Origin of the sequence: Virgibacillus halotolerans (assembly GCF_016908515.1) — a bacterium.
Lineage (GTDB): Bacteria > Bacillota > Bacilli > Bacillales > Amphibacillaceae > Virgibacillus_M > Virgibacillus_M halotolerans.
This window is the reverse complement of the sequence record NZ_JAFBEA010000002.1, coordinates 424,902-444,899: the sequence shown is the minus strand read 5'-3', so window position 1 is coordinate 444,899 and position 19,998 is coordinate 424,902. Positions and strand designations below refer to the sequence as shown.

Sequence of the window (19,998 nt, the reverse complement as noted above, 5' to 3'; positions counted from 1 at the left end):
AAGATAATAGCACAGTATTTCAACAAAAAACTCCTGTCCATGCTGTTATTCACAGTATGGACAGGAGTTTTCTATTACGATTTAATATCTGCAATCATATCATGTACCTTCGAAATCTCTTCTTCCGGTACAATAAAATAATAAACGCCATCAATCATTGATCCTTCACCTTGCATCTGATATTCAACGAAATTCTTTCTCGTATCTTTATACCCGGAAAGCAATTTTTTCATATCATCGAAGTCTAAATTGGTTGCCATATTATTTCCTAAAATATCAATCATGCCATCAATCTTTGTGATAGAACCCACGCTTGCGCCCTTATCAACGATCCCTTGGATCACTTGACGCTGTCGTTTGGTTCGTCCAAAGTCACCCTCTGGATCTTGTTTCCTCATGCGAACAAAATGCATCGTTTTGTCCCCGTCCATTTCGGTTGGACCAAATTCAAAATCGTATTTATCATCTTTCCAGGCGATATCATTGCCTACTGTAATACCACCAATTTGATCTACAAGCTCCTGAAGTCCGGACATATTCATGCGCACATAATAATCCATTTCAACGTCCAGAAATTCTTCTACCGTCGCAATGGTCATATCTGATCCCCCAAATGCATAGGAGTGATTAATCTTGTCTTCTTTGCCTTTTCCAACAATTGTTGTCCTGGTATCACGCGGTATACTAATCAACTGCATCGTATCTTTTTTTGGATCTACCGAAAGGACCATCAGCGCATCTGAACGTCCTTTATCACTTTCCTCTGTATCGATCCCCATTAACAAAATATTTAACGGCTCTGTTCCTTTAATTTTTCCCTTTGCCAGTCCAAGATCAATCGATGACACAGGATCATGCATCTTGTCATTAACCGTTTTCTTAACATTATTGTAAACCATGAAAGCATATGTACCAACACCAAGTAAAACAACGATAATTACAATAATTGGTATCTTCAACCACAATTTCTTTGATTTCTTTTTATTTGATCTACTCACATAAACCACCCCACATTATCTTACAATCTAGTACATTATACACTGTATTTCGATCTATTACAAAACTATCTTTCGACAAAAATCAAGTAATGCCACTCAAGAACTCCGTTTAACATATTCAATCATTTTATCTATATGCTTCATAAGATAGTGTGGTGTTGGTTCCATGAGATATATTATCTGTAAATCAACGTTTTACAGATAGCAGCTGACAACAGTCAAACAGACTACAAATCCATGCTCAAATAACGTTCACCTGTATCGGGCGCAATGCATAACACTTGCTTGCCTTTGCCCAGTCGCTTTGCAACTTCAATGGCAGCATATATCGCTGCAGCACCTGATAATCCGGGGAAAATCCCCTCTTGCTTTGGTATCTTTTTAAACATCGCAACCGCGTCATCATCTTTAATTTGCATAATTTCATCATAAATAGCTGTATTTAAAATAGTTGGGATAAATCCTGGACTTGTGCCCACAAGCTTGTGCTTTCCGGGTTTTCCCCCTGACAAAACTGGAGATCCTGCTGGTTCTGCCACTGCAATATATAACCCCGGTATTTTTTCCTTTAATACTTCTCCGGTGCCCGTTATTGTTCCGCCAGTTCCTGCAGTCGCTACAAATGCATCGAGTTTTCCATCCATTTGTTCAAAAATCTCCAGCGCTGTGGTATGCCGGTGGATATCCGGATTGGCTGCATTTTCAAATTGTTGTGGAATAAAGCTACCAGGAATCGTTTCCTGTAATTCCTTCGCCTTTTTGATTGCCCCCGGCATCTTTTCCGCACTTGGCGTTAATACGACTTTAGCCCCAAACGCCTGCAAAATATTAATACGTTCCTTGGTCATGTTATCAGGCATCACCAATATGGATTGATAGCCTTTACTCGCCGCCGTCATCGCAAGTCCGATACCAGTATTCCCACTAGTCGGCTCGATGATCGTATCCCCGGGAGTGATGTATCCCTTTTCCTCTGCGACTTTAATCATATTATAAGCTGCACGATCTTTCACACTTTTACTCGGATTCAACATTTCCAGTTTCACAAATACATCGGCGGCCCCTTCTGGAACCAATTTATTCAATTTCACAATTGGGGTTTTCCCAATTAATTCAGTTATATTATTAGCAATTTTCATAGATGACAGCTTCCTCTCCATATATTTTCCTAAAACATTTTATTCCGATTAACATACTATACATATTAACAATAATCCAGCCGATCAAGCAATAGCTTTGTCTCCATTTAGATTTTTACTATTGGAAAAAAAGGAATAACATGCTACAATACGTTTAATTCATATAAAGTCAATGGGAATAATTAGTATATGTATGTTCAGGAGGAGAATAGCGTGTATCTATCGATCAGTGACATATCCAAAACGTTTCAGCAGGATAAAAATCCGCCATTATCTGTGTTCCATGATATTAATATAGCTATTCAACAAGGTGAATTTGTTTCTTTACTTGGTCCATCCGGATGTGGTAAGTCCACACTTTTATCGATCATCGCTGGTTTGTCCAGACCTTCAACAGGAAAAATACTGTTGGAAAATAAGGCAATCACAGCACCAGGTCCAGATAAGAGCATGGTTTTTCAGGAATCGGCACTATTTCCATGGATGACAGTTAACGAGAATGTCACCTTTCCATTACGGAAAAAAATGAATAAAAAAGAGCGTGCACAGTCCGCAGCAAGTTATTTAAAAATGGTTCATCTCAGCAAATTTGCGGACCACTATCCGCATGAGCTTTCCGGCGGAATGCAGCAGCGTGTTTCCATTGCCAGGGCACTTGCCATGAACGCGAAATTGCTATTAATGGATGAACCATTTGGAGCACTGGATGAACAAACAAGAATTATACTGCAGGAAGAGTTGGAACGTATTTGGCTTGAAACAGAGAAAACGATCATTTTCGTTACGCATAGTATCAGAGAAGCCATTAAACTTTCTGACCGTGTCATTATTATGGGTGCCCGACCTGGAACCGTTATTTCCGATTTCAAAGTTGATTTGCCCCGCCCACGATTGCAGCAGGATATGGCTGAGTTAGAAGAGGAAGTCCTAAAAATATTGAAGGTAGAAATTGATAAAGTGATGAAAGAGGAGTTGCAATATGCCGGTAGCGATTAAACGAATTCTATTTTTCTTTATATTAATTTTGCTCTGGCAAGGGATTGTCATAGCAGGAATCTGGCCAGAATCAATGATACCTGCGCCCCTATCTGTTGCCAAGGAACTCTATTTAGGATTCAAAGATATGACCCTTGTTTGGGATATTTTAGCGAGTTTCCGACATTTGTTTATTGGGCTAGCCTGTTCACTCGTGATTGGAACCATTTTAGGGGTATTACTGGCAAATAATAAAACCCTTGATGAAACATTGGGATCTATGATTTTAGCATTACAAAGCGTGCCAAGCATTGTCTGGGTGCCACTCGCAATAATTTGGTTCGGTTTTGGCGAAGCATCGATCATCTTTGTCGTAATTATTGGTGGTACTTTCGTGATGACAATGAACATGCGAATTGGCATTAAAAATGTGCCCCCCATCTATCTCAAAGCAGCCCGCACGATGGGATCCAATGGGGTGGATTTGTTTTTCAAAGTGATTGTTCCGGCCGCAATTCCTTATGCAGTCACCGGCGTCAAACTTGCCTGGGCATTCAGCTGGCGAGCGTTGATGGCCGCAGAACTCTTGAGCACTGGTCCAGGACTTGGATACACGCTCTCCTATGCGTCCGATTTCAACAACATGAGTCTTGTTATCGGCATTATCATTATCATTGGTGTAATTGGTTCAGTTGTAGATCAGCTGGTGTTCCAACGCATTGAAAAAAGTGTGTTAAAACGTTGGGGATTAGAAGAGGAAGTAGCTTAACTTAATGAAATATCTGTCTAACTATTAGGGGTCACTTGAGAGTTCAAGGTCGATGACAACTGTGACGTCATCGGCACTAGTACCTCCTATAACGTCGGATGCTCACGGGTCACCCGCGGAAAGCAAAGTGTATTCGTGCAGGGGGCTAAATAACAACAATCTTTTATAAAACAGCTAATAATAAAAAGGGGTTAGTAAAATGCGGAAAATTTATCTTATTTTGTTGATTGGGTTACTGGCGGTACTTGGCGCATGCGGTGAAAATAGCTCTACACAAAAAGACGAAAAGGAGAAGATTGTTATTGGCTATTTTCCTAACTTGAACCATGCTCCGGCAATGATTGCAAAAGAAAAACATTTGTATGAAAAACAGCTTGGTGACAATATAGATGTGGAATACCAAACTTTTTCAGATGGTTCTAATTTCATGACGGCTTTAGCAACTGGTGAAATACAAGGTGGATTGGTAGGTCCAGGACCGGCAATGAACCATTACATTAACGGTTTTGAAGTCACTGCCATCGCAGCCGCTTCAACCGGTGGTACTGTCATCATGTCCCGAAAAGATAGTGGTGTGGAAAGTGTTGAAGACATCAATGACATCACATTCATCTCTCCACGAGTCGGATGCACACACGATGTTCAATTCGAAACGTACATGAAGGAACGTGGTATTACTTCAGATCGTATTGGTGGGTCTATTAAACATGTAACCGGAAAACCAGCACAATACACTACCATGTTTGAAAAAGGAAATGTAGACGTTGCAACAGCTCCTGAACCATGGGCATCTGTTTTGGAGGCAGAAGTAGATGCGAATGTCGTCATCGATGCCGATGAAATTTCCTTCGGGCAAACTTTTCCTGCAGCCATATTTGTAACTTCAACAGAATTAGCAGAAGATAGCCCGGAACTCGTCCAAAAGCTTGCTGATGCACATAAAGAATCGATTGATATCATCAATGAAAATCCGGAAGAATCTATCGATATTATGATCAAATCTATTGACGATATAACCGGACAAAAGCTTGAAAAAGCAGTAATGGAAAAAGCACTAACCAGAACGGATTTCCAATACGACATCGATCCGGCAGCTATTCAAGAATTCGGAAGCTCCTCCTTTGAATTACAATTTCTAAAAGAAGAGCCTGATTTCTCCAAGTTTGTTGATAATAGCTTTGTACAGTAAGCAAGGATAAGCATGTGGATCAATCACATATATAAATGCCAAAACGCCTACAAGATTTTCCGCTTGTAGGCGTTTCATCGTTAAATAGATATAACTCCGAGCAACACTGCAACGAACAATAACACGATACTAAGTCCCCACATCCACAAAAGAGAATAACGAATATGACGTCCCATTTCCAGTCCTGCTAAACCTAACGCAAGCCATAACGCTGGTGAAAACGGGCTGACAAACGTACCGACAATATTACCGATAACCATTGCATATGCAGTTGATAAGGAGCCAATTCCAAAACCACTGGCAATTTGATCAACAACAGGCAATAATGCAAAATAATAGGCATCTGTGCTCAGTAATAAATCAAACGGAACACCGAAAAAACCGATGATCAAATGTAGATATGGCGCTACAAATGCTGGTAGAATTTTTACAACATCTGTTGCAATGGAATCCAGCATACCCGTACCCGTTAAGATACCTAAAAATGAACCAGCAGCAAGAATAATGGTTGCCATCATTAATGCGTTCGGCGCATGAACTCGAATCCGTTCCATTTGATCATTTATTTTTGGATAGTTAATTGGCAATGCAACGCTGACGCCAATCATGAACGCAAATCCTGCGGGAATAATTCCCCAAACTAAAATTCCAATCACACCAACCGCTAAAATAACGTTAATCCACAATAATTTGGGACGGGCCAAAGATTTCTTTTTGGCTGCTGTTTCCGAACTTTCTTCACTTGATTCCTCTTCTTCATCCTCTAACCCAACATCCACAGCTGCAGCTGCTTCAGGTGATCCATACTTTTTACTGATACGGCGTTTCTCCATAAGTCCAAAAAAGATAGCGATACCAATCATCAAAACCATACCAATAGCTTGGATAGGTATAAGTGGTCTCCACAATTCAGTAACATCCATTTTTAAAACGGAGGCAGTTCGCCCTAAAGGACCGGCCCACGGTACCATATTCATTACACTTGCGCTTCCACCAATTAATAAAAGTAATAAATAAGGATTCATTTTCAAGCGTTTATATAACGGAAGCAGCGCTGGTATCGTAATCAAAAATGTCGATGCACCAGACCCATCTAGATGTGCAATCGCTGCGATGACAACACTTCCGACACTAATCGCGATAATATTCCCCCGCGATATTTTTATCAATCCGTTAATTAATGGATCAAACAATCCAACATCTTGCATAATGCCAAAGAAAAGGATCGCGAAAATAAACATGATAACTACATTAATAACATCAACAATTCCTTCATCAAAAAATCCGCCAATTTCTCCGATACCAAATCCGGCAATGAAAGCACCAAGTATCGGGATTAATACCAATGCAATAATGGGCGTAACTCTACCACTTATAAGTAGTAATACGATAATTAATATCGTTGCAAAACCAATTAAACTAAGATCCAACATAATCTCTCCTTTCCGCTTTACAAATACGATAAAGGCGCAACCTTTACTGAAAGCGTTAACAAACAGTTAATTAAAATTAACACGGATCTAATGCAGAATAAACCTTTTATTCATAAATCTATTAATTTCTATTTTGATCATTTTGTTCATAAGTTTCACGGAGTATATATTGGCGTTCTGGCCTCCCTACATTTCCGTATAACAATGTCGTTCGAATCTTCTTTACAGATACTAAATATTCTAAATAACGACGGGCGGTTGAGCGACTTGTGCCGATTTTTTTGCTTAATTCCACTGCTGTTATGCCCTGAACATTTTCATGTGCCAATAAATATGTAATCTCCTCTAACGTAATTGGGTCAATCCCTTTAGGAAGACTATCCGACGCACCTCCAGTAACAGGCAATTTATTCACTCCCATTAGTGAATCGATATCTTTCTGATTCATTACTTCCTTCGACATAAAAAATTCGCGCTGTCGCTTATAGCGGGTTAATGTTGATGCAAAGCGGCTGGCATCCGCAGGTTTTACGAGGTAATCAAAAATACCGCCCCTTTTTGTTGCTTCAATTATTGCTACTTCCATTGCAGCGGTCACAATTACGATATCAACTTCATGATATGCTGTACGTAGTTGCCAAAATAAATCTAGGCCTTTCACATCCGGAATATATATATCCAATAGAACCAAATCTGGCTCGGTTTCAGTCGTCCGAAGAAAATCCAACGCTTCCTCAGCTGTTTTCACACGATCCAAAACGAAAAACCCTTCTACTTTTTCAACAAATTGACGATGAATATCTGCTATCCGAAAATCATCCTCAATAATTAGCACACCAAATTGATCATTCATGTTGTTGTCCTCCATTTTTTGGTATTGTCATCACAAAACAAGCTCCACCCAGTTCCCCTTCTTCCAGCATAAGCGCTCCGCCTATTTTGTGAAGCATATGTTGACACAACGCCAAGCCTGTTCCTCTATTTGGATTTTTCTTCGTAGAAAATCCCTGATCAAAAATATAAACGATATGTTCTGAAGAAATACCAGGTCCAGAATCATCAATTTCAATCACAATATCTTCACCAATATCGGTAAAAAAGATCGCAATTTCTGGGTCAACATCCTCTATTCCTTTTACAGCCTCCATCGCATTCTCAAGCAAATTACCAAGACCAGTTAACAGCGCATCCTGTTTGTCTCCAGTAAAACGATAGGAAAGCTGACTCCCCGGATCAAGTGACATGGTAATACCTAGCTCATTCGCCTGGTTAAATTTACCCTGCAATAGGCCTTGAACCATTGGATCCGCAACATGTTCAAGCAAGAATTGTGACCACTCCAGCTGGATATGCTTTTCCTTTTTTATAAATTCAATTGCTTTCTGTCCTTGATTCAGTTGGAGCAATCCAAGGATTGTGTAAAGCTTATTGGAAAATTCATGTGTTTGCGCGCGTTGGGCATTGGCATATTGTTTAATTTGTGAGAGCTCTTTCGTTACATGTTCAATTTCAGTTTTCTTACGGAAAGTAGATACTGCACCAACAATCGATTTTTCCCGAATAATTGGCATCCGATTTACCAATACAATATGGTCTCCAAGAACCATTTCCCTGTTATACTGATTTTCACCATGTGCGAGCACAGCAAAGATATCCGTATGGGGGATTAATTCCGTGATCGACCTCCCAATATAATGACGCTCAACACTCCCCTTACCAAACAGGATTCGTTTTGCCGCGGCATTCATCATCGTAATTAATCCTTGTTTATTAACCGCGATCATTCCTTCGTGTGTGGATTCTAAAATCGCTTCCTTTTGCAGCAATAAATCCGATATTTCCTCTGGCTCCATATTGGATAGCAATCTTTTGATGTAATAAGAAATGATAATCGCGCCCGTAATCCCCAGTAGAACAATGCAAAATAAAGTGAACCACAATGATTTGCTCTGCTCTTTAATAATGCTTTGTATATCTTCATTCAAAAAACCGACAGATACAAGACCGATGATTTCATCATTTCCATCGTATATTGGTACCTTTCCGCGTATCGATAACCCAAGCGATCCAACTTTTTTTGAAATATAGGACTCACCCTTAGTTAATGCTCGTTCATTATCACCACCGACCATTTTCTTTCCTAGGTGATTTGGTTCCGGATGCGAATAGCGAATCCCTTCCCGATTTCCAACGACAATGTATTCCGCCGCTGTATCCTGCTGAATCGGTTTGACAACCTCCTGAATTACCGACGCAGGGTCGTCCAATAGAAAAGCTTCTTTTATTTCCGGCATATTTGCAACTGTTTGTGCTACACTCAAAGCCCGTTTACCCATTTGATCCTCCGTCGTTGTTGAAATAAATGAGCGGAGAAACAGACCAAAAATAATAAATATCCCAACAATCAATAAGCTAATTAAGAAGATCATTTTCATTTTTAAATTAAATTTAATCTTAGGTTTGCTGATTGATTTAATGTCTTTTCTGTGAGCGTTAATCATCATGTGATAGCTCCTTATCTGGAGTTAATAGATTCAACTAACCTGCTGGATGTTTCACTTTATAGACATTATACATGAAACTGGACGTGTATATTAAAAAAGCGTTGACAAAACATAGATGCATCGTATAAAATATGATCGTAAACTAATAAAAAATAAGGTAAACAATGAAACGAGGTTCGCATTATGTCGGCGTCAAGCATTAAATTAAGAATGATGATTGTAACAGCACTGTTCGCAGCAATTATTGGGGTATTAGCACAAATAACCATTCCACTACCACTTGTACCTATTACTGGACAAACACTCGCACTCGGACTTGCCGCAACCATCCTTGGTTCCAAGTACGGAGCATTATCTGTACTACTCTATATAGCTATCGGATCAGTTGGCGTTCCTGTATTCGCACAATTAACAGCTGGATTAGGTATTTTATTTGGTCCAACTGGCGGATTTATCTTTGGCTTTATTCCTGCTGCATTTCTGATCGGTTACTATTTGGAAAAGACGAGCTTCACAATTAAAAACGCGGTTATCGCCAACGTAATTGGAATGCTTATTGCTTTAACCTTTGGTACAACCTGGTTAAAATTCTTTGCAAGTTTATCCTGGACTGCGGCTTTCGCAAGCGGTTTTGCACCATTTGTAATTGTTGGTCTCATCAAAGCTGCGCTGGCAGCTTGGGTTGGTGTTGCAGTAAGAAACAGACTAACATCCGCAAAACTTTTACATGCCAAAGTTTCCTAATACTTTATATAATACGTGATACGCGTGAAAGGTCCGTGCCAACTGGTATTTTGCAGTTAGCACGGAAATAGTTACTTATTTCAAATCTGAGGAATAAATACCTCCACACCTCATGCACATATGATAAATGAATTACCTCATACCGTTTCATCAGGTTTTGGCATATGTAGCGTACGACTTGAGAGATCCACTACATCACAACCGACAACTACTACTTTTTCCAAACGGATAACCTATTTTATCTGTATTTTAACCTGATATATATTATGATATCAGATGTTACCCCCACCATATCTCTCAAAAAAAGCGAGGGGAACTAGTTAATGTCAATTCAATTCTTTGTCCACTCTATAACAATTATGTTATTATATTGCTTAATATTCAGACAGAAAGGTTGAATCACAAATGTCGTTAGAAAATGTGAAGAACCATTTTAAACAATGGGGTCGTGATAAAGATATCATGGAGTTTGATACATCAAGTGGAACCGTTCAACAAGCAGCAGATACAATTGGTGTTATTCCAGCGCGAATTGCGAAAACACTGTCCTTCAGAGGAAAAGACGACAAAGCCATTCTCGTTGTCACTGCGGGAGATACCAAGATCGATAACAAGAAATTCCGTAACACGTTCCACCACAAAGCTCGCATGCTTTCTGCAGATGAAGTAGTCGCACAAACCGGACATGTTATCGGTGGTGTTTGTCCATTCGGATTAGCAAATGAACTTGAAGTTTATCTAGACGTTTCAATGAAGCGCTTTGATACAGTATTCCCAGCCTGTGGAAGTACAAATTCAGCCATTGAATTGAGCCTGGATGAATTATTTGAATATGCGACGGTGAAAGAATGGGTTGATACTTGTAAAGGTTGGGAAAAAGAACAGTTGCAGGAGGCCGTAGCAACAGGTAAAGATGATAGGTCTACCTAATTATGGTAAATTTTAAATCCAAGTTATTTTTTCATAAAGAAACCGAGTGGTATTTTCACCACTCGGTTTCTTTAATCACTTTAAGCTTTCATTATAGTTCAAGATGTGCTTTTAATGCTTCTTTTACTTCAGCTAACGATGCTTCATCCAGCTGCCAGTAGTAGGTATTGGTAGGCTGATAATCCCGACCTTCCAAGGTAAGATTTTCCATATTCAAGTTCTTTCCTTTAGTCCCGTAAGAAATAAAACTTTTTAATTCACTGAAAGTCATATTTGTGGTCATATTATTTCCAACTGCATGGATCATATTATCATATTTAAATACCGAACCAATCGACAGTGCTTTATTAGCAATGGCATTTAGAATTTCCTGCTGTCTCTTACCGCGTTCAACATCGTTATCGAGCTTCCTTGTTCTCGCCAATGCGAGTGCTTCTTCCCCATTCAATTTTTGTTCCCCCGGCATTAAATGGATACTGTCCTTTTTATCCTTTGAATCCATTTCCTTCAATTCATAAGGGACATTAACTTTAACGCCATCTACAGCATCAACGACATCGATAAATGCTTCAAAGTTAACTTTCATATAATAATCAATTGGAATCTCCAGCAAGTTTTCCACTGTTTCAATCGTCGCCATCGTGCCCCCGAATGCATATGCATGATTAATTTTAGTTTCATACCCAACCTCAGGTATATACACATAAGAATCACGTGGAATGCTTAGTAGCTTCACACTTTTGTCCTTTTTATTAAAGGTTGCAACCATGAGTGAATCGGTTCGTGCACTTTCCGCATTATCTCTTGTATCACTAGCATCAACACCCATAATTAAAATAGAAACATTATCCTTTTTAGGATCTACAGCATGTTCCCTCAGATCTGATTTCTCTCTGCCGTCATCCTCATAAGCATCACTAAAGACTGAACTAGCCGTAAAGTACAAATAAGCAAAATAGCCGATAACAGCAACGATTGCTATCAGCAAAGCCAATACAACAAATGCTCTTTTCTTTAGTTTGCGTTTCTTTTTTCTAACGGTAGATCTATTTCTATGTTTATCATTATAAAAAGTCATTTTATCTTTCTCCTCGTAACAAAGCAACAACGTCTATATTGTAATATAAATTAATAAAATGGTATAGGCTTATTCATTTACAATTTGATAACATTTTATAAGGATATTTCCCTGGAAATGAAATAATCATCTAAGAACCGCATAGCTATAAGTGCTGCGCGGTTCTTATAAAAGGGCTTATTTAATCAAAAATTTTGTTTGGCTATGTCCTTCCTTCGTTTTCTTTACTTCAAGTACTGCCGGAAAAATGGTTTTCAATTCCTGAACATGGGAGATAACGCCAATCATTCTTCCAGATTGTTGTAAATCAATCAACGTATCAATTGACTTATTCAGTGATTCCTCGTCTAAGGAACCAAACCCTTCATCAATAAACATCGTTTCGATCGAGATATTGCCTTGAAAGCTTTGAATCACATCGGACATACCTAATGCCAAACAGAGAGAGGCATTAAATTTTTCTCCGCCAGATAAGGTTTTAACATCACGCGTTTGACCAGTATAAGAATCATACACATCAAGCCCAAGTCCACTCTGACGTCCATGTGATTCCTGACGATCACTTCTGATCAACAAAAATTGGCCATTGGATAGGTCTTTTAGCCGATGGTTGGCCGAATCGATGATTTGCTCCAGATATTCAATTTGTAAATAGCGTTCAAAGGAGACCTTTTGGCTATTCTGTCCCCTGAGCACATCATATAAATCACTAATCGTCCCTAATTGTTTTTCAGCTGTTTTCACTTTATCGTTCGTCTCGGCTATATTGGTGATCAGCTTAGCTGCGTCTTGATGATATTCTTTGGATTGATTTCGTTTATTTAAAGCAGATTCATAAGCATCTTTCAGCTCGGCTAACGCCTGTTGAATAACCGATAAATCAACCTTTTCTTTATCCTTTAACGACGCGCTTAAATCCTTTACCTGCTCCGTTATTGTGGATAAGCTTTGCTTAAATTGCTCAATATCCTTTTTCAATGCTTGCCGTTCACTTTCGACCAGCTTCGCTTGCTGGTAAGCATCTTCAGATACAAATTTTTCATGGGTTAACTGTTCGATAAATTGCTGTTCTGCCTGCTCTTTTTTTGTCCTTGATTCAGCTAGTTGCTGCTTTGCATGTTCCAAATTGGAGATTGCTTTTGTTTGTTCTTCTTTAGCTTGTTGCAGTTTTTTCTGTGCGTTCTCAAAGGCCTGTTCTAGCTTTTCTTTGTGCTTTTTCGTTTCCTGGATTTGCCTTTCTAATGCAGCTAATACTTGCACATCCTCAGGAATACTTTGTAACTTGTCCCGATATACAGCACGTGCTGACTCATATTCGGTTCTTAATTTCTGATATGCCTGATCTTGCTTTTTCTCTATTTCTTCCGATTGTCCGATTGTTTCATTTAATTTTTCAAACGTTTCTTTTAACGTAGCAAGTTGTTTTTGATCTGCTTCTAACTGATCTACTTCTTCTTTTAACTTTTTTCCGTCAGTAGATAGTTTTTCTTTACGTGCAGCTGCCTCTTGCAGTGACACACCGTACCCGGCCACCTCTGCTTCCTTTTCTTTTAGTAGGTTGGCATTCATTTGCATGTTGGCGGCAGCACTACGGTAATTGCTATCGGCTTCATCAAAAGTCTTTCTACCAGCATCGAGTTGTTCTTTCGTGACGCTTCCCATCTCGCCAGTAGCGACACGCGGATGCGCCAGACTTCCGCAAACTGGGCATGCTTCACCATCATGTAAATGCGCAGCCAACACGCTTGCTTGATTGTTCATCCAAGTCTGTTCTAGTTTTGTGTAGGATGCTTTTTGTTTTTCGAAAATTTGCTGCTTTTGTTGATGTTCCTTATCAAATGCGGTTTGATTATCTTTACATTTTAGGTAATCGATTAAAACTTTTACCTGTTCTCTCATCTCTGGTAATCGCTTCTGCTTATACGGTAATTGGCTAATTTTTTGTTCGATGGCTTTAATCTGTTCTCGATACGTCTCTGCTTTTTCCTTTTTTTCCTTTATCTCCGATTGAATCGCTATTAAATATTTTTTTGCATCTTTTCCTTTATTCTCCAATTCCTTTAATTGCTGCTTTTTTTCTTCCGTTTCTTTAACGACTGGTATATACCCTTCTAGTCGGTCCAGACTTTTACGGGCATCTTCTCGCTCCGCTTTTTTGCCTTCTTCTTGTTCAAAGATGAATGTCACCTTTTGCAATGTCGTTTCAGCTGCCTGCTTTGCTTCCCCCGCTGCACGTAATTTGCCGTCTTTTTCTTTTTCCTCACGCCGCCAGTCTGTCACTTGCTTTTCGTAAGGTTCCAGCTTACTTGCGCGTTCTGCAGCACCCAGCAGTTCCTCTTTTGCCGCGAAGTCGATTTTTTGATCCTGTAGTTTTTTAAGCGTGGATTCTTTTTGATCCAGTTCTGCAAACCGCTCATTTAATCCTTTAGCCTGATGAAATTCAGTTTGTTTTTTATTATGTGTGTCGTACGCTTTCTCATAATTTACCTGATCAATTGCAATTTGTTGTTGGTAAAATTGTACCTCTTGTTCCAGCCCTTTCAGTACTTGATTGACATTATAATGCGCCTCGGAAAGTACTTGAAATACAGAGGATTCTTCCCGTTTTGGCAGTGTTGCATGGATGTTTTGGATATAGGTGTCCCGTACCTGCCTTTCCTGTTTAAAGCTGTCTTCCACACGATCTTTCTTCAGACGCAACTGTTCTCCAATTTGTTTATACTGCTCCGTTTTAAAAAGCCTTCGCAAAATATCCTCTTTATTCTCTGTTTTCGATGTTAACAATTTACGGAATTCACCTTGTGGTAGCATAACAATTTGTTTAAATTGATCCTGCGTTAAGCCCATTAAATCTTCCACTTTTTGATCAATCTCTGAAACAATTTGTCGATCTACACACGGTATCTCTTTCCCATTAATAATTTCAAAAAACTCATACCGTTCCCCTGTTTTTGTCCGATTTCCCTGTTTCGTATGACCCAACTGACGAAGGATACGAAAGAACCTGCCACTTAGTTCAAATTCTAGCTCGACAGAAGTATGTGTATCATCATTGGCAAAATCGCTACGCAGCATCGCATTGTTTTCCCGGTCTTGACCACTGGCAGTACCATAAAGGGCAAAGCAAATTCCATCAAAAATCGTTGTTTTCCCAGCACCGGTATTTCCGGAAATAACGAATAGTTTATTATCCCGTAATTCATTAAAGTCAATTACCACTTTATCTTTATACGGACCAAATGCCGTCATTGATAATTTTGTTGGTCTCAATCGTATTCACTCCCTTCTATTTTAATTGCGAACATAGTCACGAGGCACAGCGGTTTTTCCGGTCTCATTTTCATCCTGCAAAAGCTCATCGAGTACTTTTTTAAAAATATTTTCAGTTTCCTCTGAAGCCGCTTCCCCTTTTACTTCCTTATAAAAGGCATTAAATAATTCCAATTGGCTCCGCTCACTTCGATCTTTTATTTCCGCATTATCGTTTCCTGTTGGTGCAAGCAAGTAGTTTTTTCGTTCTACATGCATGGCGTTCGGGTACACCGATCGAATCTTTTCCATTGGAGACAGAATTGGTGTCTCGTCCAACAAGCGAACAAATACATAATCCTCATTGATTGGCTGGGTTAATATCTCGTCCATTGTTGCTTCAACTGTTCTCATATCTCTGATTGAATGCAGTTCGCGTTTTTCCACCGAAACTGCTCCATTTTCACCAATCTCTACGACATGAAACCCTTTTTTATGATGTTCTTCAGATATAGAATATTTTAAAATGGAACCGGCATAGCGAATGTTCTCATCCGCTACATAATGTGCCTGGTGTAAATGGCCCAGTGCGGTGTAATGGAAGTTTGAAAAATGATGTGCATCAACATATTCCGCTCCACCGATAGACAGTGGACGCTCAGAATCACTGGTGTTTTCTTCTTCCTCGCCAAAGGGCGTCACAAAGGCATGACCGACATACACATGACGGGCAGATGAATTCATTGTATCTGTAATATGGGAAACGATCTTTTTCGCAGCATCATTATGTGTACGAATCGCATCGTCTTCGAAAATATTTCGAACAATGCTTGGATCCGAGTAGGGGATAAGGTGGAAGTGGATTTCTCCATATTCATCATGAAGAATGATTGGCTGTAAATCTTTCGAAAGGTTACCAACCATATGGAGTCCATTATTTTTCATGATTTTGCTACCAAAATCTAACCGACTCGGACTATCATGGTTGCCCGCAATCGCCAGAACTGGCGTTTTCAACTCTAAAACAATCGTTTCAAATACTTCATTCAATAGATGAACGGCTTCGGTTGGTGGTACTGCCCGGTCGTATAAATCTCCTGCAACGATAACCGCATCCGGTTTTTCCGTTTTCACAGCTTCAATAAACTGCTGTAGTATATAACGCTGATCTTCTGTCATATAAACGCCCTGTACGAGCTTTCCTAAATGCCAATCTGCAGTATGGAAAAATTTCATATGTTTTCGTCCTCCTTCAATATGATGAATCTATCTATTTGCTCGTTATACGAATGCTCACTGTTGCATGACAATATTTTCAACCAATTTTTCATCATGTTTTATTTAATTGGACAAACTTATCACTGCAACACTTGCGTTTGTAGATAGCGTGTCTACATTTTCTTCTAAACGCTTCTCTAAACCCGTAAAACGATCCCCTAAACTATTAAATCGCTTGTCCAAGTCATTAAAACGCTGAACCTAGTTTTCTTCAACCCTTGTTAAACATTCTAGAATCGTAGTTAATATTACATTATTATTCATACGCTTCACGCTCCTCTTTCTATTATAAGACATCTTGAAAATCCTTGCTAGATGGAAAAAAGAAATGACTTAGTTTTGAAGATTACATATTAGTGATTCCTAACGAGGTGGCAATTATTCATCATTTTGGGGATGCTATTTTAATATAAGATATATCGACTAAATGCTAGAGCGAATTTGATTAAATGTCTAAATCACGCAATGCTTCCATCAATCTCTTAGACATTTCTATCTCCTCCCAAGTTGTTTGCCAATCGATCGAAATCTCCTCAACGCTTTCTCCAGCTAGCTTCAGATCAAACCATATACTTATCCTACTACTCGCCGGCAACATGTGCCTTGGCACAGCTATTTCCTCATTTAATTCCTCGATAAGGATGATTGCCATATCATTATCTCCAATTCGATCCAGTACCCCCTTTGTTTGTATATCATGTTCATTAACTGATCCGATCGCTGCTCCATCTACTTGTGACGATTCTTTGTTTTCGTCACTTGCAATTGACCACGAGTCGAAAAAGATAATTACCAACATAACTGCCGCTTTTAAATAAATCGGGTTGGTATTTTTCATTTCTAGGCTCCTTATACGTTTCTCCCATTATGCCAATCATTTTAAAGATATGCATGTTGGTAAAATGACAAAATAACGCCTTGAAAACCATCGAAAATACTTTTTTGAACTGTAGAAAAGAGGAAAATAGTATACCAAAACATCAGGAAATATCAATTTTAGACAAATCATAAAGCATCATTTTTTCTATTATATTCCAATTTTATCTCTATCATATAGCTTTCCAATAACTTTTTTGATAATCTTAAGGAAGAAAATACAACTTGGAGGAAACAACACGTGAACAAAAAGCTCTTATTATCTATGATTCTAGCCATATTACTGGTTGCATGTGGTCAAAGCATTGATCAAAGCGAAACCACTGGAACAAACGTTGAACCTGTAGCGGAGCATAAAACATCTGCACCTGAAAATGATAACAAGGCATCAAAGGAAAAAGAAAACAAGGAAGAGAGAACAGAAGAAAACACGGATGTAACTGCAGCTGACGATGAAAATAAAACGAACCAAAAAACACCTAAAACAACGTCATTATCGGAATTAAAGGTCCACTATATTGACGCAGGTCAAGCGGATGCAACCCTTTTCCAATTTTCGGATCAGGATGATTCCTATACGATTTTGTATGATACGGGGGATTGGAATAAGAACGATGTCGTTAACTACTTGAAAGAACAGGACATATCCTTTATCGACTTGATTGTTGTTAGCCATCCCCATGCAGATCATATTGGACAGATGGCAGAGATTGTAAATACATACGATGTTGGCGAAGTCTGGATGTCGGGAAATGAAACATCTTCCCAAACTTTCCAACGTGCAATTGAAGCAGTACTGGAAAGTGATGCGGAATACCATGAGCCACGAACTGGTGAATCATTCGATGTTGGTCCAATGAATATAGATGTGCTTCACCCGAGCAGTCTTACCGGTAAACTAAATGAGGATTCCCTCTCATTGCTGTTTACCTATGGAGATACGAAATTCATTTTCACAGGGGATGCCGGAAAAGATGAAGAGGTGCAAATGATCAATCGTAACATAGATATCAATGCGGCAATTTTACGACTTGGTCACCATGGATCAAACACATCTACCGATTCAGCTTTTATTGAAGCAGTAAAACCAGAAGTTGCCATCTACAGTGCCGGCGCAAATAACAGCTACGGTCATCCCCATCCAGATGTTGTGACTCGTGTTCAAGATGCAGTTGTCGATCTATATGGGACAGATATCCATGGTACAATTATTGTTACAACCGATGGGAATACATATGATATTTCTACGAATAAAGATGGCACAATCAGTCCGAAAAGTACTGAATCAGCCAAAAGTTCTACCTCTAAACAAAATACGAAAAAGAAAGAAGTAAAGGAAGATAATGAAACGCCTCTAGAAAAAGGGGAAGCAAGTAATCATTGTGTTGATATCAATGCCGCTTCTTTTGAAGAAGTACAGGAAATCATTCATATTGGGCCAGAAAGAGCACAGGATTTAATTGACTTGAGACCGTACCATACAGTTGATGATCTCACTAACATCAAAGGTATTGGTCCTGCAAGGATTGATGATATTAAGCAGCAAAATACAGCTTGTGTAGGAGGTTAACTATGATAGGTATACTCGATCGTTTTACAGATAACAATAAAGCAGTCATACTCATTGAAGAGATAAAGGAAGAACTGATTGTTTCCATTAGCGATCTACCAAAAGGTAGTAAAGAAAACACCCATTTTCAAATAGAAAAAGTGGGGGCGGGATTCAGAATAAATTCCATCGATCATACGAAAACACGTCAAGAGGCACAGAAAACATCTGATCTAATGAAAAAATTACGTGCAAAAAGTACTGGTAGTAAATTGAAGAGAAAATAGAGAAATAATCTTAACATATTTTCGAACTTTACTAGATTATCTACTTTCGAGAAAATTATTGTGTTAAGCTTCTAAGTAAGACTTTAGAAAGCTGAAATCGGAGTGATTAATGATATGAATGACAATAGCAAACCATTTAAAAAACGTAATTATAAACCTTGGATAATCAGTCTATCAATTATCCTTATCGGTGCGGTTGGCGTTTTAGCCGGAATGCCGGGAGCAGAGAACTTTGATGCGTTCGATCTTACTATCTTGCCGCTTCTGAATGCCATATTTAACAGTTTTACGTTTTTGTTTTTAGTCGGCGCATTGATCGCCATTTTAAAGAAAAAATATAAGGTCCATAGCCGTTTTATTTATGCAGCATTTGTGACAACCTTCCTTTTTCTGATAACGTATGTATCCTATCATGCGCTTGCTCCATCCACCTCATTTGGCGGAGAAGGTTTCATTGCAGGATTTTATTACTTTATTTTGATCACACACATCTTCCTTGCCGCAGCAATCGTCCCACTTGCACTTACAAGTGTCGCACGTGCCTGGAATAGAGAATACGAACGGCATAAGAAAATCGTTCATTGGACAATGCCTATTTGGCTGTATGTCAGCGTTACAGGTGTGCTGGTTTATATATTAATATCACCCTATTATTAATAGAATTTGAAAGTAAAGAATCATGGCGAAGTGTCCTATCCGTCATGATTCTTTTGATTCTACAACGAAATGCTTTAGTTGCGTTTATGCAAAAAGAAATAGGCATATACTTTCTTTACAGCGAACAGCATATGCTTCTTTCCATTATAAAAAAGGCTGTCCCAATATTTTTGGAACAACCGTTTTCTCTTATTTCCTACTATGCTTTTTACCACGTTTCTTGTCTGCATTAAATACGGTCTCCTCCGAGAACTCAACCGTGTGACCTTCCTTGTTATGCTGATTCTTATTGTTCTGTCTTCCCTTATCTTTATTTCGGTTCTTATTTTCTTCTGACATGGTG

18 protein-coding genes are annotated in these 19,998 nt (G+C 39.0%); 8 read left to right on the top strand and 10 right to left on the bottom strand.

The features are described 5' to 3' along the window. Positions 1-74: 74 nt before the first annotated feature. Together JOC34_RS08335 and cysK are read right to left on the bottom strand one after the other, a co-directional pair. A complete protein-coding gene (locus tag JOC34_RS08335; protein ID WP_205136288.1) occupies positions 75-998 on the bottom strand; it encodes an LCP family glycopolymer transferase in 924 nt (307 codons plus the stop codon). Positions 999-1,225: 227 nt separating this feature from the next. Then, positions 1,226-2,137: a cysteine synthase A gene (cysK, locus tag JOC34_RS08330; protein WP_205136287.1), complete on the bottom strand. Its 912-nt coding sequence runs from the start codon at positions 2,135-2,137 to the stop codon at positions 1,226-1,228. Between the two features lie 213 nt (positions 2,138-2,350). On the opposite strand from cysK, the gene JOC34_RS08325 reads away from it, so the two are divergent. From JOC34_RS08325 to JOC34_RS08315, 3 genes are all read left to right on the top strand, one after another. Then, a complete protein-coding gene (locus tag JOC34_RS08325) occupies positions 2,351-3,133 on the top strand; it encodes an ATP-binding cassette domain-containing protein (RefSeq protein ID WP_205136286.1) in 783 nt (260 codons plus the stop codon). Further along, positions 3,117-3,881 (top strand): ABC transporter permease, encoded by a 765-nt coding sequence (locus tag JOC34_RS08320; RefSeq protein WP_205136285.1) that lies wholly within the window; start codon positions 3,117-3,119, stop codon positions 3,879-3,881. Before JOC34_RS08325 ends, JOC34_RS08320 begins: the two co-directional genes overlap by 17 nt. 199 nt (positions 3,882-4,080) lie before the next feature. Continuing rightward, positions 4,081-5,070 carry an ABC transporter substrate-binding protein gene (locus JOC34_RS08315; protein WP_205136284.1) on the top strand — a complete coding sequence of 330 codons (990 nt, stop codon included), beginning with the start codon at positions 4,081-4,083 and terminating at the stop codon, positions 5,068-5,070. Between the two features lie 80 nt (positions 5,071-5,150). Here the strand turns inward: JOC34_RS08315 and JOC34_RS08310 are convergent, their stop codons facing one another. From JOC34_RS08310 to JOC34_RS08300, 3 genes are all read right to left on the bottom strand, one after another. Then, positions 5,151-6,503, bottom strand: a complete 1,353-nt coding sequence (locus JOC34_RS08310; protein ID WP_205136283.1) for a CitMHS family transporter — start codon at positions 6,501-6,503, stop codon at positions 5,151-5,153. A 121-nt stretch (positions 6,504-6,624) separates the two neighbouring features. Then, positions 6,625-7,356: a response regulator gene (locus tag JOC34_RS08305; protein ID WP_205136282.1), complete on the bottom strand. Its 732-nt coding sequence runs from the start codon at positions 7,354-7,356 to the stop codon at positions 6,625-6,627. Continuing rightward, a complete protein-coding gene (locus tag JOC34_RS08300; protein ID WP_239544186.1) occupies positions 7,349-9,007 on the bottom strand; it encodes an ATP-binding protein in 1,659 nt (552 codons plus the stop codon). Before JOC34_RS08300 ends, JOC34_RS08305 begins: the two co-directional genes overlap by 8 nt. 183 nt (positions 9,008-9,190) lie before the next feature. Here JOC34_RS08300 and JOC34_RS08295 point away from each other — a divergent pair, with 183 nt between their 5' ends. Both JOC34_RS08295 and JOC34_RS08290 read left to right on the top strand, forming a co-directional pair. Next, on the top strand, positions 9,191-9,751 hold the full coding sequence (locus JOC34_RS08295; RefSeq protein WP_205136281.1) for a biotin transporter BioY: 561 nt from the start codon (positions 9,191-9,193) through the stop codon (positions 9,749-9,751). Between the two features lie 405 nt (positions 9,752-10,156). After that, the gene (locus JOC34_RS08290) at positions 10,157-10,681 is read left to right on the top strand and encodes a YbaK/EbsC family protein (RefSeq protein WP_205136280.1); all 525 of its coding nucleotides are present in this window, start codon (positions 10,157-10,159) and stop codon (positions 10,679-10,681) included. 91 nt (positions 10,682-10,772) lie between these two features. Here the strand turns inward: JOC34_RS08290 and JOC34_RS08285 are convergent, their stop codons facing one another. The 4 genes from JOC34_RS08285 to JOC34_RS22300 form a co-directional block, all read right to left on the bottom strand. Next, complete coding sequence (locus tag JOC34_RS08285) at positions 10,773-11,759, bottom strand: LCP family protein (RefSeq protein ID WP_205136279.1); 987 nt, start codon at positions 11,757-11,759, stop codon at positions 10,773-10,775. Between the two features lie 177 nt (positions 11,760-11,936). After that, on the bottom strand, positions 11,937-15,029 hold the full coding sequence (locus tag JOC34_RS08280) for an AAA family ATPase (RefSeq protein WP_205136278.1): 3,093 nt from the start codon (positions 15,027-15,029) through the stop codon (positions 11,937-11,939). Positions 15,030-15,050: 21 nt separating this feature from the next. Then, positions 15,051-16,244: an exonuclease SbcCD subunit D gene (locus JOC34_RS08275; RefSeq protein WP_205136277.1), complete on the bottom strand. Its 1,194-nt coding sequence runs from the start codon at positions 16,242-16,244 to the stop codon at positions 15,051-15,053. A 487-nt stretch (positions 16,245-16,731) separates the two neighbouring features. Next, entirely contained in the window at positions 16,732-17,124 is a 393-nt protein-coding gene (locus JOC34_RS22300; protein ID WP_239544185.1) for a hypothetical protein, read from the bottom strand. A gap of 279 nt (positions 17,125-17,403) precedes the next feature. Between JOC34_RS22300 and JOC34_RS08265 the strand changes: the two genes are divergently transcribed. From JOC34_RS08265 to JOC34_RS08255, 3 genes are all read left to right on the top strand, one after another. After that, positions 17,404-18,732: an MBL fold metallo-hydrolase gene (locus tag JOC34_RS08265; protein ID WP_205136276.1), complete on the top strand. Its 1,329-nt coding sequence runs from the start codon at positions 17,404-17,406 to the stop codon at positions 18,730-18,732. 2 nt (positions 18,733-18,734) lie between these two features. Next, positions 18,735-18,998, top strand: coding sequence for a DUF3006 domain-containing protein (locus JOC34_RS08260; protein ID WP_205136275.1), 264 nt, complete (start codon positions 18,735-18,737; stop codon positions 18,996-18,998). A 114-nt stretch (positions 18,999-19,112) separates the two neighbouring features. Further along, positions 19,113-19,655, top strand: a complete 543-nt coding sequence (locus JOC34_RS08255; RefSeq protein ID WP_205136274.1) for a DUF420 domain-containing protein — start codon at positions 19,113-19,115, stop codon at positions 19,653-19,655. A 189-nt stretch (positions 19,656-19,844) separates the two neighbouring features. Here the strand turns inward: JOC34_RS08255 and JOC34_RS08250 are convergent, their stop codons facing one another. Next, positions 19,845-19,994 carry a hypothetical protein gene (locus tag JOC34_RS08250; RefSeq protein WP_205136273.1) on the bottom strand — a complete coding sequence of 50 codons (150 nt, stop codon included), beginning with the start codon at positions 19,992-19,994 and terminating at the stop codon, positions 19,845-19,847. Between the last annotated feature and the right edge of the window lie 4 nt (positions 19,995-19,998).

Coding starts and splice junctions, on each gene's coding strand:
- cysK (WP_205136287.1), bottom strand. CDS start 2,137: ATGAAAATTGCTAATAATATAACTGAATTAATTGGGAAAACCCCAATT.
- JOC34_RS08320 (WP_205136285.1), top strand. CDS start 3,117: ATGCCGGTAGCGATTAAACGAATTCTATTTTTCTTTATATTAATTTTG.
- JOC34_RS08315 (WP_205136284.1), top strand. CDS start 4,081: ATGCGGAAAATTTATCTTATTTTGTTGATTGGGTTACTGGCGGTACTT.
- JOC34_RS08310 (WP_205136283.1), bottom strand. CDS start 6,503: ATGTTGGATCTTAGTTTAATTGGTTTTGCAACGATATTAATTATCGTA.
- JOC34_RS08305 (WP_205136282.1), bottom strand. CDS start 7,356: ATGAATGATCAATTTGGTGTGCTAATTATTGAGGATGATTTTCGGATA.
- JOC34_RS08300 (WP_239544186.1), bottom strand. CDS start 9,007: ATGATGATTAACGCTCACAGAAAAGACATTAAATCAATCAGCAAACCT.
- JOC34_RS08295 (WP_205136281.1), top strand. CDS start 9,191: ATGTCGGCGTCAAGCATTAAATTAAGAATGATGATTGTAACAGCACTG.
- JOC34_RS08290 (WP_205136280.1), top strand. CDS start 10,157: ATGTCGTTAGAAAATGTGAAGAACCATTTTAAACAATGGGGTCGTGAT.
- JOC34_RS08285 (WP_205136279.1), bottom strand. CDS start 11,759: ATGACTTTTTATAATGATAAACATAGAAATAGATCTACCGTTAGAAAA.
- JOC34_RS08275 (WP_205136277.1), bottom strand. CDS start 16,244: ATGAAATTTTTCCATACTGCAGATTGGCATTTAGGAAAGCTCGTACAG.
- JOC34_RS22300 (WP_239544185.1), bottom strand. CDS start 17,124: ATGAAAAATACCAACCCGATTTATTTAAAAGCGGCAGTTATGTTGGTA.
- JOC34_RS08260 (WP_205136275.1), top strand. CDS start 18,735: ATGATAGGTATACTCGATCGTTTTACAGATAACAATAAAGCAGTCATA.
- JOC34_RS08255 (WP_205136274.1), top strand. CDS start 19,113: ATGAATGACAATAGCAAACCATTTAAAAAACGTAATTATAAACCTTGG.
- JOC34_RS08250 (WP_205136273.1), bottom strand. CDS start 19,994: ATGTCAGAAGAAAATAAGAACCGAAATAAAGATAAGGGAAGACAGAAC.